The sequence below is a fragment of the Flavobacterium sp. AK-345 genome, from assembly GCF_058310175.1.
The window spans coordinates 118581-134567 of record NZ_JBZEER010000014.1 but is presented as its reverse complement, the minus strand read 5'-3'; the positions used below and the strand labels follow the sequence as shown (position 1 = coordinate 134567).

Sequence of the window (15987 nt, the reverse complement as noted above, 5' to 3'; positions counted from 1 at the left end):
CTGTCGCTGTTGCGGGTGCAAAAGTAGCACCTTTATTTACATTTACAAGCCTTTTTTTTATATAATTTCAATCTTTTTTCTAAAGCACTGGTTTTGCGTTTTTTACAATCCAAAGTTTTTTTGATCGGATTGGGGTTTTGTGGATTTGTGCCGCTTTGTGGGTTTGGATGGGTTTGCCGCAAAGGCACTAAGGCCCGAAGATTTTTGTTTTCTTCTTTTTATTGGGATGGAAAAGTCACAAGAGTGCGGTTTGGGCTGGTTTTTGTTTCGCGCAAAGTCGCAAAGGCGCTAAGTTTTCTTCTTTGTTCCTGAATTTTCCTCTCTTTATCCAAATGTTTTCTTGAAAACTACTGCCCTAGCCCCGATAGAAACGGAAATCCTTTTGTGGCGGGGTTCGGCACAAAAGATTGTAGTGCATAGCGGGAAATAGCTCCTTCTAAAAACTAAATTCCAAATTCTTCAAACTCCAAAATTCCAATTGGGCGATACTTCGGCTTCTGTTCAGCAGGATAAACTATACATATATAATTAAAGAAGCTTCTCCTTATATATAGGTAGCAAAAAATAAACCCGACAAGTTTAAAAAATGTCGGGGTTGGGAAAGAGTAAATCTACTCTTTATATTATAGTATGTAAAATACACCTTATATAGGTATGGATAATTAGTTTAAAGCATCAATTACTTCTTTAGTGATTTGGATGCTTTTTAGTTTTTTCTGATGATCAAAAATTGGGCTGGTTACCATTAGTTCATCAATTCTTGAATAGTCGATAAACTTTTTAAGATCTATTGCCAGTTGTTCCTTATTTCCCGTAAAAGTACATGCCGTCATTTGATTGACATGAAAACGTTCTTCTTCGCTCATGATATCATCTAAAGATGGCACAGGTGGCTGTAGCCCTTTGCGGTCGCCACGAATGAGATTTAGAAACATCTGATACAAACTTGTTGATAGAAATTCAGCTTCTTCATTTGTATCGGCTGCAATAATATTGACGCATGCCATTGTTTTTGGCTTATCTAAAGTGGCGGAAGCCTGGAAATTTTCACGATAAAACTCGAATGCCTGAATCATTTGACGTGGTGCAAAATGTCCTGCAAAAGCATATGGTAATCCATAAGCCGCGGCAAGAGCTGCACTTTCCATACTTGAACCTAAAATCCAGATTGGAATATTTGTGCCTTCGGCCGGAAAAGCGCGCACTTTTGCTGTAGCATTTTCGACTGAAAAATAATCCTGAAGTTTGCTTACGTTTTGAGGAAAGCGCTGCGCCTGTTCAAAAAAGTCTTTTCTAATGGCTTCGGCGGTTGGCTGATCTGTTCCTGGCGCTCTTCCTAATCCTAAATCAATTCGGTTTGGATAAAGCGTTTCTAAGGTTCCAAATTGTTCGGCTACTACTAAAGGAGAATGATTTGGCAACATGATTCCGCCTGAGCCTACACGGATATTTTGAGTTTGTCCAGCAATATATCCTATTAAAACAACTGTTGCCGTACTTGCAACGTGTGCCATATTGTGATGTTCGGCCAGCCAAAAACGCTTGTAACCTAATTTATCTGCGAGTTGAGCTATGTCTTTTGTTTTTTGAAATGTTTCTGTCGCATTGCTATCCTGTGTGATGATAGCGAGTTCTAATATGGAGATTGAAATTGGGTTTTTCATGAAAATTTTTGATTTATACAAAATTAATTCATTTATAGAGATGTCTTTTCTTTTCTAGTGTTAATAGAATTATAATGTTTTCCTTGGAAGCAAAAACAATAACAAATGAATATGTTTCAATAATTAATTATTGTTTTACGATAATTAATTATATATTTGCAACAACAAAACTAATTTAAGCGCAAATGAAAACCACTCACATTGTTTCTAAAATATTATTTTACGTTACACGATTTCTGGCTATTGTTTATTTTACATTATCAATTTATTCTTTACTTACTTTAAGTACCGGATGGTTTTTAAATTTTAAAGATGACGGAAAGTATTTCCAGATTTGTTATCCTTTTACGAATCATCCGCTAATGTTGGGCGATTACAATTTGCCCTATATTATTTTTGATTTTTTGTCGCCTTTGAGTCTTTACGGACTTTTCTTTTTGCTGATTAGCAATGTCTTTAAAGTGTTTTTTCAGCCTAAATTATTCACTCAAAATGGTATTAAACATTTAAGAAGATTTTATTTGGGCAATTTATTTTTACCTGGTACCATCATATTTATTTCTTCTATTTTTGTTTCACTAGATAATGAGATCTCAATATTTATTGTATTACATTTTATGTTGGGGATATTTGCTTATTTTTTAGCTGCTATTTTTAAACAGGGATTAAATCTTCAGAACGAACAAGACTTATTTATATAATCATGCCAATAATTGTAAATGTTGATGTAATGCTTGCTAAACGCAAGATGCAAAGTAAAGAGTTGGCTGAAAAACTAGGAATCACGCCTGCTAATTTATCGATACTTAAAACCGGAAAAGCCAAAGGAATCAGATTTGATACTCTGGAAGCTATTTGTAAAATATTAGATTGCCAGCCGGGCGATATTTTAGAGTACGTAAGCGAATAAATCTTTTTAAATCTTAACTAAAAAAAATCGACTCTTGATGTCGACAGGGATTCTATTGCCTATTTTTTTCAAAATATTTTTTTCAATCAATCATTAAATCAATCACAAAATGAACAGTTTATCAATCAAAAATCTCAGCAAAACGTATGAGAACGGCACACAGGCTATAAACGACGTGTCACTGGAAATTACTAACGGAATGTTTGGCTTGTTGGGGCCAAACGGAGCCGGAAAATCGACTTTAATGCGAACCATTGCGGCTTTACAGGAACCTACTTCGGGAATAATTGAATTTAACGGAATCAATATTCTGGAAAACCCAATGTTTATCAGAGAAAATCTGGGTTATTTGCCTCAGGAATTTGGAGTTTATCCTAAGATTTCGGCTTATCGCTTATTAGATCATTTAGCGATTTTGAAAGGAATCGTGAATAAACAGGAAAGAAATCATCAGATTCTGACTTTATTACAGCAAACCAATTTATTGCAACACAAAGACAAAGCAGTTCACTCTTTTTCTGGCGGAATGCGTCAGCGATTTGGTATTGCACAGGCTTTATTGGGAAATCCGAAGATTATTATTGTCGATGAACCAACTGCGGGACTTGATCCTGAAGAAAGAAATCGATTCAATAATCTTTTAAGTGAAATTAGCGAAAGCATTATTGTGCTTTTGTCTACTCATATTGTTGAAGATGTTCGAGATTTGTGTACCAAAATGGCAATTATTTCAAACGGAAAATTGATTTTGGAAGGAAATCCAAATGAAAAAATCGATTTATTGAAGGATAAAATCTGGATGAAAGCCATTCATAAATCTGAATTAAAGGAATATCAAACTCATTTCAATATTATATCCTCGCATTTGAATTCGGGTAAATTGAATATTCATGTTTTTTCGGATCAGCAACCAGATTCTGGTTTCAACTTAATTTCGCCTGATTTAAGTGATGTTTATTTTAGTGTTTTATCAAATCAACTTAAAAAATAACGTTATGCTTTTAAAATTAATACAATTTGAATGGCATAACAATACCAGAAACTGGAGTTTTTATGCCACATTCTTAGTTTACTTAATCCTGGGATTTTTTATGAGTGCTTTTGCGAATTTTTCGTTTTCTGGCGCTTACAAAAATAGTCCTTATGTACTTACTTATGCCATTGGCTTGATTTCTTTAACGACGATATTCTCGATAACACTTCAGGTTGCCCAGAATTTTTTAAAGGAATATGAAACCAAATTCGACTCCATTATCTTCACCACTCCTATTTCTAAGTTCAATTATTTAGGAAGTAAATTTATTGTCGCTTTTGGCATAGCCGTTATTTCTTTTGGTATGTTTATTATCGGGATGATGATTGGTCATTTGATGCCCTGGCTTTCAAAAGATGAAATTGGGCCATTCTTTGTTTTGAATTATTTATGGCCGTATTTGGTTTTGGTGATTCCTAATATCGTATTGTGTCTTTCTATTTTAACGACTTTAGCTTGGTTAACCAGAAGTAAACTCTTTATTTATGTTGGCGGTTTTCTGATTTACATTTTATATATCGCAGGTTCGCTTTTCTCAAACTCTCCCATTTTTGCGAATGCTTCTCCTTCGTCTGCTGCTGCGATGTCTTTTGCGGCAAAAATAGATCCGTTTGGGTTAGCGGCATTTTTAGAACAAACTAGATATTGGACTTCAATTCAAAAAAACACTAATCTTCTGGAATTATCCGGTAATTTTTTATTGAATAGAATGCTATGGATAAGTGTTTCTTTTCTATTGTTATTTCTTTCTTATAAATTATTTTCTTTCCGAAAAACGAAAACTAAAAAGGTAAAATCATCTAAGGTTTTAAAAATTGAATCTCTTTCATTTTCTACAGAAGCACCAAAAAATATCGAATTTAGAACTTTCAAACATAATTTTCTAGTTTTAAAAAGTTATATCAAAATGGATCTTTCCCTTATTTTGAAAGGAATTCCGTTTCTATTGATAGTTATTTTATTTTCTGGATTGCTTTTAATTGAAATTTCAGATGAAATTGATGGCGGAATCAGATTGGCGCAAAATATTACGAATACTGCTTTGATGATTAGTACAATTATGCATCGTTTGCCGTTTATTTTAATTATCATTTTGCTTTTTTATAGCAATGAATTGATAAACCGAAGCGAAACGTCACGATTTGAAATGCTGGAAAATACAACACCTTATCAACAAACGATAGTTTTAGTTTCTAAAATCATTTCGCTTTTTACAATTCCGCTCATCATAATTGCTTTGAGTATTTTGATTGGTTGTGGTTTTCAAATCATTCATGCAAATGCTCCTATAGAATTTGATCTCTATTTTTCTTTATTTTACTATTTAGGTTTGCCTATTTTATTGATCTCCATTTTAATCGTTTTTATTCAGACTGTTATATCTAATAAATATTTAGGCCTTTCGGCAGCGGTTATTATTACGATTTTGATAAGTACCGGAATTGGGGAACAGTTAGGAATTTCGCATCCATTATTAAGGTTTGGAAATCCTTTTAAAAGAGAATATTTTGATTTGAATGGTTTTGGAAAATATACTATGTCGTTTCATGTTTCGATGTTGTACAATTTTGGATTGGCTTTAATTTTACTAATCTTAACCGGTATTTTATGGAAAAGAAATACTTCCATCCTGAAATCATTTCGAAGACATTCGCTGAATTCACTTCAGAAAACAACTTTTACTTTGGCAATTCTTCTTTTTATTGGTTTTGGAAGTTTTCTGTTTTATAAAACCAATATTGAATATCCGTATTTAACTGAAGAAGATCACAACAATTGGAGCGAACAATATGAGTTACAATTTAAAAAATATATTGATTTACCTCAACCAACAATAACTTCCGTTAAAAGTGATGTTGCTTTGTTTCCTGCAGAAAATCGTTATGAAGTGTCTGGGAAATATCAATTGATTAATAATTCTGAAAAAGCAATTGATAGTTTACTCCTATATATAGATCGAAATTCAAAACTAACTTCAATCAAAATTCCGAATGCTGAAAAATTAAACGACGTTTCTCAATTCAATCATTATTGGTATCGTTTAGCAAAGCCGCTTAAACCTCATCAAAAAATGGAAATTTCATTTTCATTTAAATCAGGCTGGTCGCCGTTTAAAGGTCATACTTCTTTTAATTCGATTATAGAAAATGGTTCTTTTATGCGAATAAGCCGTTATTATCCCACTTTTGGTTATCAAGATGCTAATGAAATTAGCAGTAAAAAAGAACGTTTAAAAAGACATTTACCTTCTCAAACTCCGCTTAAAAAACTGGAAGACAAAACAGTAATCCCGTATAATTTTATCGATTATGATGCTGTGGTTTCTACTTCTCAAAATCAAACGGCAATTGGAATTGGTGATTTAATTGGAAAATGGACCAAAAACGATCGCAATTATTTTCATTATAAATCAAATGGGAAGATTCCTTTCCGGTTTGCTTTTTCATCTGCTAAATATCAAATTCAAAAAACAAATTATAAAGGAGTTACAATTGAAGTATATTATGACAAAAGACATTTTAGAAATGTTTCGAAATTAATACAAGATGTAAAAAACACTTTAGATTATTGTCAAACCAACTTTGGAAAGTATCCTTATAAAACAATCCGTTATGCCGAAGTTTCTGCTTTCGCCGATGGTTTTGCGGCCACTTCTTATCCTTCGACGGTATTTATGAAAGAGAATTTTGGTTTTTATAGTGATCTTTCTCATAAAGATAAGGAAGATGTTATCAATCAATTAACGGCGCATGAACTATCGCACGAATGGTGGGGAAATGCACAAATTAGTCCTGAACAAAAAGAGGGCAGCTGGATTTTAACAGAAACATTAGCACAATACACTGAACTAATGCTTTATAAAAAAGAACATGGTGTAGAGAAAACTCTTGAAACTTTAAAAATTCATCTCGATTTGTATTTAAGCAGCCGAAGTTATGATCCTGAAACGCCTCTTTATAAAACGAATTATGACACTCCGCATTTACCTTATGATAAAGGAATGCTTGTAATGCATCAATTGCAAATGTTAATTGGAGAAAAAAAATTAAATCTTGCCTTAAAAAATTTTCTAAATCATTATAAATATCCAAACCAAGTTCCTGATTCTGAAGATTTATTAAAAGAAATTTATTCGGTAACGGATCAAAAATTGTATTACAAACTAGATGAAATGTTTAAACAAATTATTACGTATTCATCAAATGTCGTTTCGGTTGAAAGCAATAAAAAGAATGATTTTTATGAAGTTTCTTTTAAAGTAAATTCTAAAAAATATTCTGAGAATGCCACCGGAAAACGAAAACTGATTAAAAATGATTCTATAATAGATATTGGTGTTTATGATGAAAACGGAAAATTATTCTGTTATCCTTTTTTAATAAAGAATAATTTGGCTGAAGGGAAAATTAAACTCAAAACCAAACCTCAACTTATTGTTGTTGATCCGTATTTAAAAAATATAGACACCTTTATTAAGGATAACGAAAAGGAAATTAACTAAAGTTTTTTGCCACAGATTAGATCTTATTTCACCAACTAATTAGTAAAAATTTGCAAATCTGTGTCTGTTTTTATTCTAATTCATTTCTCTTTTAATTTCTAATTTCTTGATTTTTGAATTTAATGTCGATGGATGAATATCCAGGATTTCAGCAGCTCCGCCAATTCCGGATATTTTTCCATTGCATTTTTTCAAAATATATAAAATATAATCTCGCTCGTTTTCTAAAATGGTTTTGATAGAAAATGATTCGCTTGCTTGTTCTGCATGCATTTTTGAAGATGTCGAAAATTCTATCTCTTTAATTGTGTTTCCGTCTGTCAGCAAAATAGCTCTTTGTATTACGTGTTCTAATTCACGAATGTTTCCCGGCCAATTGTAATTTGTAATTTGCTGTAATGCAAAATCTGAAAGTAATGGAGATTTTCGTCCCATTTTTTCACTGTATACTTTTATAAAATGATTCGCTAATTCCGGAATATCTTCTTTTCGTTTTTTAAGCGACGGAACTATAATCGGGAAAACGTGCAGGCGATAATACAAATCCATTCTAAATCTTCCGGCAGCTACTTCTTCTTCCAAATTTTTATTGGTTGCAGCAATTATTCGAACATCTATTTTTATAGGCGATGCTCCTCCAATTCTTTCAATTTCTCTTTCCTGTAAAACACGCAATAATTTTACCTGAAGTTCCATTGGCATCTCTCCTATTTCATCCAGAAAAATTGTTCCGCCATCGGCCAGTTCAAATTTACCAATTCGTTTATCCATCGCGCCGGTAAAAGCGCCTTTTTCATGACCAAAAAGCAACGATTCTGCCAGATTTTCTGGAATTGCACCACAATTTATAATCACCAAAGGCTTATTTTTTCTTGGAGACAATGTATGAATACTTTGCGCGATCTTTTCTTTTCCCGTTCCACTTTCTCCTAAAACTAAAACTGAAGTGTCAGATGGTGCTACTTTTCGAATGTAATCAAAAACGGTAATCATTTGAGAACTATTTCCAATAATCCCTTCAAAACCAACTGATTTATTAATTGGTTTTATTTCTTTAATAATTGCTTCTTTTTGGTCTGAGTCTGAATTTGTTTTGGGATACATTTTAGTAATAAACTGAACAAATGTATTTTCAAGATTACTCAAAACTGCTATATTTTCTGGAGAATAAACATTAAAATTTCGACTGTAAAAAGTGAAATGAAATTTTTGAATTGCTGTAATTGAAAGAGGAAAAACTAAATAAGATTTAATTCCGAAATTATGTGATATTAGACCTTTTATAGGCGCAACCTGAAAATTATTGATTAAAGATTCTTCGCTATAAACAACAGGATTTAAATCTATTTTTGATTTTTTATAAGTCTCGTCTAATTCTTTTATAGAAATATCGGCAATTTTTGAAAACTTTTCGGGATTAATAATCTGGTAATCATCTACATTTTTACGCATGACGCCAAGATTTGCATAATGCGTTGTATTTAAAAAACCAACTTCTAAATAATCAAAAGAGATAAAAGTTTGCACCACTTTTGCAAATGCCAACAAAGCATCTTCCCATTTAAGATTTGATTTTATAATTTCTGCAATATTATTCTGCAGTTGAAACTGCTGCATTAATTGCGATTCTAAACTATATTCCTGACGATAAAAAGCAATTTCCAGCGTTGTTAAAACATCCTGCTCACGAAATGGTTTTACGATAAAACCGTAAGGCTGGGTAATTTTGGCCTGATCTAAAACACTTTTGCTTGAATTTGCAGATATGTAAATGAAACCAATATGGTTTTCCTTTAAAATTTGAGCCAGTTCAATTCCGTTTCTGCTTCCCTTCAACATAATATCCACAAAAACCAAATCCGGTTTCTCCGTTTGAATTTGTTCCAAAGCCTGATCAACAGAACGTGAAATTCCGATTACTTCGTAATTTGCTTTTTCGAGAATTAACTGCAAATCATGAGCCTCAATAAATTGATCTTCAACAATTAAAATTCGCTTTTTTAAAGTAGGTTGAGAATTATTGGGAAACTCAGAAACCGTTTTCATAATTGTGGCATTTTTAGTGTTATAAACCTGTAATTTGTTGGTATAAAATTAGTTAATTATTACACGTAAAATAACATTTTTACCAAATATAAATCATCAAAAACAACTTTAATGTGAATTTTCTTTATATTTTTTCACAAGACCACATATCTTTTATTTTATATTTGTTTCCGAAAACTTCCAAAAAACTAATTCTCACCAAATTATGAAGCAATTCTATTCTCTCTGTTTTTTATTCTTCATTATTCTTCCATCTTTGGCACAAAATTCACCTTCAGTTGCTAAATATGATTTAAAGAAAAAAAGATTGCTCATTCAGGCCAGCTCAATGTATTTGTATAATTCAAATCAAGGTGCAATAGATGCAGACAGCGCTGTTGTTTTGGCTTGTAAAGCTTATAAATTACCTGTTTCATTAGCTTATGATGAAGGATTTAATGACGGCTCTTACCTGATTGGAAATGATTTAATTGAAAAGGGAAAAGTAAATGCAGTTAAAAAATTACTTCTAAAATCAAAAAATGAAGACCGAATTAAATTATTACTTCAACTAGGAAATTTTTATCTTTTTAAACCTGGTACAAAACCAGAGGATTTACAAAATGCACTCTTGTGTACAAAAGAAGCATTTGATTTGAGTCATACACTTAAAATAAAAAAATGGCAACACCAAAGTTTACTCTTATTAGGTAAATATTATTTTCAGGCTAATAATCAGACTGAAGGAAAAAAATATTTTCTGCAGGTTATTACCGAATGCCGAAAACAAAATGATAAGCTTGGTCTTGCTGGTGCTTTAGACGCTTATGGAACTCTCTTATCCAACTTAGATCCTGAAAAAGAAAAAATTCTGCAAGAAACTGTTTCACTTTATGCTTCTTTAGGATTAGAAGAAAAAAGGATTGAAAATTACATGAAGATTACAACCATTTATTTTTGGGGAGGAAAAATCAACGAAGCTAAAAAGAGGCTCTACCAAAATTTGGCCGATCTGCGAAAAATTAACTTTGCACATCAGCAATTTGCAGAAACCACAATTGTTTATATTGAATTGTTTCAGCACAATATACAAACTGCTTTATATTATGCCTTAAAAAGTGTAAAAAGAATGGAAGCTGAAAAGGATTATACTTTTGGAGACGTCTTTTATATGCGCCTGGGTGATGTTTATAATCATTACGGTCATCATCAAGAAGCGTTGGACTTATACAAAAAAAGTATCGAAATCGGTCGGCAGACAATTAATACCGGTACTTGGTATAAAAGTTTTTTTAGCGCTGTAGCTGCTTTATCATTAAAAGTAAAAACTAAAGAAGCTGTTGATTACATCAATTCTATGACCGCAGAATTTCCTCCTAAAAGTACTTTTGATAAAATGTCTGTTGCTTACATAAAAGCTAATTGTTATGAAGTGCTGAAAGATTTTGCTAAAGCCGAAAAATATTTTAAAGAAACCGACTATTATGCAAAACAGCTAAATGCGCCGGAAACTTTTAGAGAAGTTATTCATCAATATATAATAATGGCTTTGTTTTATATCAGAATCAATAAACCTGAAAGCGCCAGGTTTTATAAGGATAAAGTTTTTGCTCTTTCCAAGACTTATAATCAAAACTACAATTCAGAAGCCCTTCAGCTTTTATTGTATAAAACAGATTCTATTGCTGGCAATTATAAAGATGCTTTAGCACATTTTAAAGATTATAAAAAAATAAACGATTCTATTCATGGAGTTGATAAAAACAAACAGGTCGATGAACTTAAAATTCAATATGAAACGGCTAATAAAGAGCAAAAAATCAAATTTTTAAATGATCAGGATAAACTGCAAAAAAGCGAACTGCAAAAATCTAAACTTTTAAATAGTGTCTCGATCTGGAGCTTAGTTTTATTACTTATTACAATTGGATTATTGTACAACAGATACCGATTAAAACAACGAAATCACGCCAAACTAGAACTTAAAGAAAAAGAAATCAACCAGAAAAATATAAATCTTAGACATTTATTGGATGAAAAAGAATGGCTTTTGAAAGAAATTCACCATCGTGTAAAAAACAATCTTCAAACGGTTATCAGTCTTTTAAATTCACAATCGGCATATTTGGATAATGATATGGCTTTGTCGGCAATAAAAAATAGTCAGCACAGAATTCATTCGATGTCATTGATTCATCAAAAATTATATAATTCTGAGAATATTTCGACGATTAATATGCCGAATTATATTAGAGAACTTGTCGAATATCTGAAAGAATCTTTTTCGCTTGGGCAAAAAATCAGATTTGAATTAAAAATAGATCAGCTGGAATTAGATGTAGCACAAGCCGTTCCGCTTGGACTTATTTTAAATGAAGCCATTACCAATTCTATTAAATATGCGTTTCCTGATGAACGAAACGGGATGATTTATGTGACGCTTGAAGCAACAACTGAGAATCATTATTTACTAACAATTTCGGATAACGGAATTGGAATTGATACTGATTTTAGTGCCAAAAAACTAAACTCGTTTGGAATGAGTTTGATAAAAGGTTTAAGTGACGATTTAGAAGCCAAATTTTCGATGGAAAACAATAACGGAACTATTTTAAAAATTGAATTTTCACAAGAATTTCCAATGAATCAAAAAAGAAAAGTAATTTAAAACCTAAATTTGTAATGTTAAAATGAATTTCGATTTTAACCTTTTCCTCAAATGATACACAAAATTTTAATTATAGACGACGAAGAAAAACTTAGAAGTCTATTGGCACGCATTATAAAATCGGAAGGATTTGAAGTTATTGAAGCCAAAGATTTAAAATCAGGTTTTAAAAAATTGGAACAAACAGATATTGATGTTGTTTTGTGTGATGTAAAATTACCGGATGGAAACGGCGTTGATTTTCTTCAAAACATAAAAGGAAGTTTTCCTTTGGTCGAAGTTATTTTACTTACCGCTTTTGGGAATATTCCTGATGGTGTTCAGGCCATGAAAAACGGTGCTTTTGATTATATCGTAAAAGGCGATGACAACGACAAAATTATTCCGCTTCTTTATAAAGCTGTAGAAAAAGTACAATTACAGAAAAAAGTAAAACAGCTTGAAAAACGTATTGGTGATAAATATTCGTTTAATACTATTATAGGAAAATCAAAAGGAATTGAACAGGTCATTGATTTGGCAAAAAAAGTCGCAAAAACCGATTCGACTGTTTTACTAACAGGCGAAACCGGAACCGGAAAAGAAGTTTTTGCACAAGCAATTCATGAAAATAGTAATCGTGTCGGGAAATCTTTTGTGGCCTTAAACTGTAGTACATTTAGCAAAGAAATTCTTGAAAGCGAACTTTTTGGACACAAACAAGGAGCTTTTACAGGAGCTTTAAAAGATAAAAAAGGTTTTATTGAAGAAGCAAATGGCGGAACTTTATTTCTCGACGAAATTGGAGAAATGCCAATTGAACTGCAGGCCAAATTATTACGTGTTCTGGAAACCAGCGAATACATACCAATTGGTGATACAACTCCAAAAAAATCTAATTTCAGATTAATTGCCGCAACAAACCGGGATTTAAAAACAGAAAGTGATGAACACCGTTTTCGTTCTGACTTGTATTTTCGTTTGAATATTTTCGAAATAAAACTGCCGCCATTACGCGAAAGAATTAAAGATATTGCTGCGATAACGAATTATTTCGTCAAACAATTTTCTGAAAAAACGAATAAAAAAACATTAAACATTTCAGATGATTTTCTTCAAAAATTAGAAAATTATTCCTGGCCGGGAAATATTCGGGAACTTAAAAATGTGATTGAAAGATCTGTTATTCTGAATAATGGAGACACTCTAACTTCAGATGTTTTACCTTATGAAATGCAGCATCAACCTGAAAAACCTACAAAATCAATGTCGGCTTTTTCGATGCAAAGCGTTGAAAAATTGCACATTCAGAAAGTTTTAAATTATACAAAAGGAAATAAAGCAGAAGCTGCACGATTACTCGAAATTGGAATTGCGACTTTATATAGAAAACTGGAAGAATATAATTTGTAATTACGATCCTGCAAGGTTTTCAAAACCTTGTAGGTATTCTATTTAAACTACAAATATTCAAATTTAAAATCTAAACCTACAAGGTTTTGAAAACCTTGCAGGAATCGGCAATAGTCTAAACAAACCTTATCATTTCAATAAAAGCTTATCATTTTGATAGGCTTTTTTTATGCCTAATTTTTGGCACAAACCTGCATTACTTTTATTTACAGTACTTTAAATACAAATTTGTTTTTTCGGAACATATTTTGGCATAAGGAGGAAGAACATAAAATTCATTCTCATGAAAAATCAAGTCACCTCAATCTACAAACAAGCCGAACGCTTTGCTGAGATTACTAAAAAATCTATTATTTCCGGAAATATTGTGAGAGCCAAAAAATGTCTGGCACTTGCTGAACGGTTATTTATTACAGGAAGTTTTGAAACCAAAAATGCGATTTCAAATGTCTACATTTTCTCCGTCTCCTCTTTTATGGAAATGCGTCACTGCAATATTTCTCATCTTTTTCCTCAAACGCTTAAAGCGGAATATATCAAGCAGGTTAATACTTCGGGCGTATAAAAAAAAAGTTTAATCGGTTAATTGTTTAATCGAATGACAATCTAAAATCTGAACTCTAAAATAATCTTATGATCACTTTTCTTTTACTCGCATTGGCAGTTTTACTGTTTGCTATTTGTTTCAAATCTGTTGAATTCTTCGAAAAAATCTAAATCATGACAGCACTATTTATTGTTTCCATCGCCGTTTTTGGTTATTTGGTTTATGTACTAATCAAACCAGAAAAATTCTGAAAAATGAAAAAGTCACAATCCCCAAAAAAGCTGCTACTATATGTATTTGCGGCCTGGACATTAGCTTTTGTAACACTTATTATGTTTTTATAAAAGTCTAAAATTTATTTAATTTCTAACAAACAAAATATGAACACAGAATTATTTGGCGTCATTAGTATTTTTATCATTTCGATAGTTTTAGCGATTCCCGTGGGAAAATATATTGCTAAAGTTTATTTGGGAGATAAAACTTTTCTTGACCCGATTTTCAATCCAATTGAAAAATTTATTTTTAAAATTAGTGGAATTAATTCCACAGAAGAAATGAACTGGAAACAACATTTAAAAGCACTTTTAAGTGTAAATATGGTTTGGTTCTTTCTTTGCTTTTTTGTTTTACTTTTTCAGGGATCGTTATTTTTAAATCCTGATAATAATCCATCTATGACGCCTGATTTAGCATTTAACACTGCTATTTCATTCGTTGTAAACTGTAATTTACAGCATTATTCAGGCGAAACCGGACTTTCATATTTGTCACAAATGGTTTTAATGTTTCTGCAATTTGTTTCTGCAGGTGTAGGAATGGCCGCTGCAGCAATGGTTTTCACTGCAATGCGAGAAAAAACAACCGACAAATTGGGTAATTTTTATAATTATTTCATCAAAAGCTGTACTCGCATTTTATTACCGCTTTCTGCGATTGTAGCAGTTGTTCTATTATTTAGCGGAACTCCTATGACTTTTGAAGGAAAAGATGCAATTACCACTTTACAAGGGGACAATGTTGAAGTTTCCCGAGGCCCCGCAGCAGCGTTTATTGCTATTAAACATATAGGTACAAACGGAGGAGGTTTTTTTGGAGCCAATTCAGCACATCCTTTAGAAAACCCAACTTATTTAACGAATGCAATTGAACTTTGGGCACAATTAATTATTCCGTTTGCAATGATTTTTGCGCTTGGATTTTTCCTTAACAAAAGAAAATTATCCTATATCATTTTTGGTGTAATGACGGTTGGTTTTTTACTATTGGTAATTCCAACAGTTATGACTGAACTTAATGGAAATCCGGCTATCGAAAAAATGGGAATCGCCCAAACAACCGGAGCAATGGAAGGAAAAGAAGTTCGTTTTGGTCCGGCTATTTCAGGCTTCTGGAGTATTGCCACAACGGTAATTTCTACGGGCTCTGTAAATAGTATGCACGATAGTTCGATGCCGCTTTCAGGAGCTATGCAGTTGTTAGCCATGATGGTTAATGCCTTTTACGGAGGCTGTGGCGTTGGCTATTTAAACTTCTACATTTTTATCATTTTGGCTGTATTTATTTCCGGTTTAATGGTTGGTCGAACTCCTGAATTTTTAGGAAAGAAAATTGAAGCACGGGAAGTTAAAATTGCTGCTTTTATCGCGATTCTTCATCCTTTATTGATTTTAGCCGGAACAGCTTTAGCTTCTTATTTTGCTGCACATGACACCGCAATGGGTTATTGGTTTAGCGGAAACGCTACAGGCTGGTTAAACAATCCTGGAAATCACGGATTCTCAGAAATGTTATATGAATATACTTCGAGTGCTGCTAACAATGGTTCCGGGTTTGAAGGTTTGGGAGATAATAATCCGTTTTGGAATATCACTACGGGAATTGTTTTACTATTAAGCCGTTTCATTCCGATAATAGGCCCATTGGCAATTGCAGGATTATTGGCTAATAAAAAATACATTCCTGAAAGTGCGGGAACATTAAAAACTGATACTACCATTTTTGGAGTTATGGTTTTTGCTGTAATCGCCATTATTGCTGCTTTATCGTTCTTCCCGGCTTTGGCTTTAGGTCCATTGGCAGAATATTTTACATTAAAATAAGAATGCAGCAAATATTTTTAAAACATAAACGCAAAATATTTCAAACATAGCCCGTGGTTTCAACCACGGGAAACGAATTGCGGGAACAAAGATTCTGACATACGTTGCGTCCCAGCGGTTGAAACCGCTGGCTATGTTCTATAA

The 15987-nt window shown here is 32.4% G+C and carries 11 protein-coding genes; 9 read left to right on the top strand and 2 right to left on the bottom strand.

Annotated elements, in window-relative coordinates; translation table 11 throughout:
* Positions 1–662: 662 nt before the first annotated feature.
* Positions 663–1664 (bottom strand): LLM class flavin-dependent oxidoreductase, encoded by a 1002-nt coding sequence (locus tag AC4FQ3_RS20245; RefSeq protein WP_491183056.1) that lies wholly within the window; start codon positions 1662–1664, stop codon positions 663–665.
* A 185-nt stretch (positions 1665–1849) separates the two neighbouring features.
* Between AC4FQ3_RS20245 and AC4FQ3_RS20240 the strand changes: the two genes are divergently transcribed.
* The 4 genes from AC4FQ3_RS20240 (at position 1850) to AC4FQ3_RS20225 (ending at position 7109) form a co-directional block, all read left to right on the top strand.
* Positions 1850–2365: a DUF2975 domain-containing protein gene (locus AC4FQ3_RS20240; protein ID WP_042564042.1), complete on the top strand. Its 516-nt coding sequence runs from the start codon at positions 1850–1852 to the stop codon at positions 2363–2365.
* Between the two features lie 2 nt (positions 2366–2367).
* Complete coding sequence (locus AC4FQ3_RS20235) at positions 2368–2574, top strand: helix-turn-helix domain-containing protein (RefSeq protein ID WP_042564041.1); 207 nt, start codon at positions 2368–2370, stop codon at positions 2572–2574.
* Between the two features lie 109 nt (positions 2575–2683).
* On the top strand, positions 2684–3565 hold the full coding sequence (locus AC4FQ3_RS20230) for an ABC transporter ATP-binding protein (RefSeq protein ID WP_491183055.1): 882 nt from the start codon (positions 2684–2686) through the stop codon (positions 3563–3565).
* Positions 3566–3569: 4 nt separating this feature from the next.
* On the top strand, positions 3570–7109 hold the full coding sequence (locus tag AC4FQ3_RS20225; RefSeq protein WP_491183054.1) for an ABC transporter permease/M1 family aminopeptidase: 3540 nt from the start codon (positions 3570–3572) through the stop codon (positions 7107–7109).
* Between the two features lie 75 nt (positions 7110–7184).
* Here AC4FQ3_RS20225 and AC4FQ3_RS20220 read toward each other — a convergent pair whose 3' ends face one another.
* Positions 7185–9155, bottom strand: a complete 1971-nt coding sequence (locus AC4FQ3_RS20220; RefSeq protein WP_491183053.1) for a sigma 54-interacting transcriptional regulator — start codon at positions 9153–9155, stop codon at positions 7185–7187.
* A 205-nt stretch (positions 9156–9360) separates the two neighbouring features.
* Here AC4FQ3_RS20220 and AC4FQ3_RS20215 point away from each other — a divergent pair, with 205 nt between their 5' ends.
* From AC4FQ3_RS20215 to kdpA, 5 genes are all read left to right on the top strand, one after another.
* A complete protein-coding gene (locus tag AC4FQ3_RS20215) occupies positions 9361–11802 on the top strand; it encodes a sensor histidine kinase (protein WP_491183052.1) in 2442 nt (813 codons plus the stop codon).
* 51 nt (positions 11803–11853) lie between these two features.
* Positions 11854–13194 (top strand): sigma-54-dependent transcriptional regulator, encoded by a 1341-nt coding sequence (locus tag AC4FQ3_RS20210; protein WP_491183051.1) that lies wholly within the window; start codon positions 11854–11856, stop codon positions 13192–13194.
* A 283-nt stretch (positions 13195–13477) separates the two neighbouring features.
* Positions 13478–13759 (top strand): DUF7674 family protein, encoded by a 282-nt coding sequence (locus tag AC4FQ3_RS20205; RefSeq protein WP_042564085.1) that lies wholly within the window; start codon positions 13478–13480, stop codon positions 13757–13759.
* A 155-nt stretch (positions 13760–13914) separates the two neighbouring features.
* A complete protein-coding gene (gene kdpF / locus AC4FQ3_RS20200; protein WP_073075461.1) occupies positions 13915–13992 on the top strand; it encodes a K(+)-transporting ATPase subunit F in 78 nt (25 codons plus the stop codon).
* A 129-nt stretch (positions 13993–14121) separates the two neighbouring features.
* Positions 14122–15843, top strand: a complete 1722-nt coding sequence (kdpA, locus tag AC4FQ3_RS20195) for a potassium-transporting ATPase subunit KdpA (protein WP_471733070.1) — start codon at positions 14122–14124, stop codon at positions 15841–15843.
* Positions 15844–15987 lie beyond the last annotated feature (144 nt).

What these genes read in the sequence shown, in the direction of transcription:
- AC4FQ3_RS20245 (WP_491183056.1), bottom strand. Translation starts at nt 1,664, where the DNA reads ATGAAAAACCCAATTTCAATCTCCATATTAGAACTCGCTATCATCACA.
- kdpF (WP_073075461.1), top strand. Translation starts at nt 13,915, where the DNA reads ATGACAGCACTATTTATTGTTTCCATCGCCGTTTTTGGTTATTTGGTT.
- AC4FQ3_RS20210 (WP_491183051.1), top strand. Translation starts at nt 11,854, where the DNA reads ATGATACACAAAATTTTAATTATAGACGACGAAGAAAAACTTAGAAGT.
- AC4FQ3_RS20240 (WP_042564042.1), top strand. Translation starts at nt 1,850, where the DNA reads ATGAAAACCACTCACATTGTTTCTAAAATATTATTTTACGTTACACGA.
- AC4FQ3_RS20235 (WP_042564041.1), top strand. Translation starts at nt 2,368, where the DNA reads ATGCCAATAATTGTAAATGTTGATGTAATGCTTGCTAAACGCAAGATG.
- kdpA (WP_471733070.1), top strand. Translation starts at nt 14,122, where the DNA reads ATGAACACAGAATTATTTGGCGTCATTAGTATTTTTATCATTTCGATA.
- AC4FQ3_RS20215 (WP_491183052.1), top strand. Translation starts at nt 9,361, where the DNA reads ATGAAGCAATTCTATTCTCTCTGTTTTTTATTCTTCATTATTCTTCCA.
- AC4FQ3_RS20220 (WP_491183053.1), bottom strand. Translation starts at nt 9,155, where the DNA reads ATGAAAACGGTTTCTGAGTTTCCCAATAATTCTCAACCTACTTTAAAA.
- AC4FQ3_RS20230 (WP_491183055.1), top strand. Translation starts at nt 2,684, where the DNA reads ATGAACAGTTTATCAATCAAAAATCTCAGCAAAACGTATGAGAACGGC.
- AC4FQ3_RS20225 (WP_491183054.1), top strand. Translation starts at nt 3,570, where the DNA reads ATGCTTTTAAAATTAATACAATTTGAATGGCATAACAATACCAGAAAC.
- AC4FQ3_RS20205 (WP_042564085.1), top strand. Translation starts at nt 13,478, where the DNA reads ATGAAAAATCAAGTCACCTCAATCTACAAACAAGCCGAACGCTTTGCT.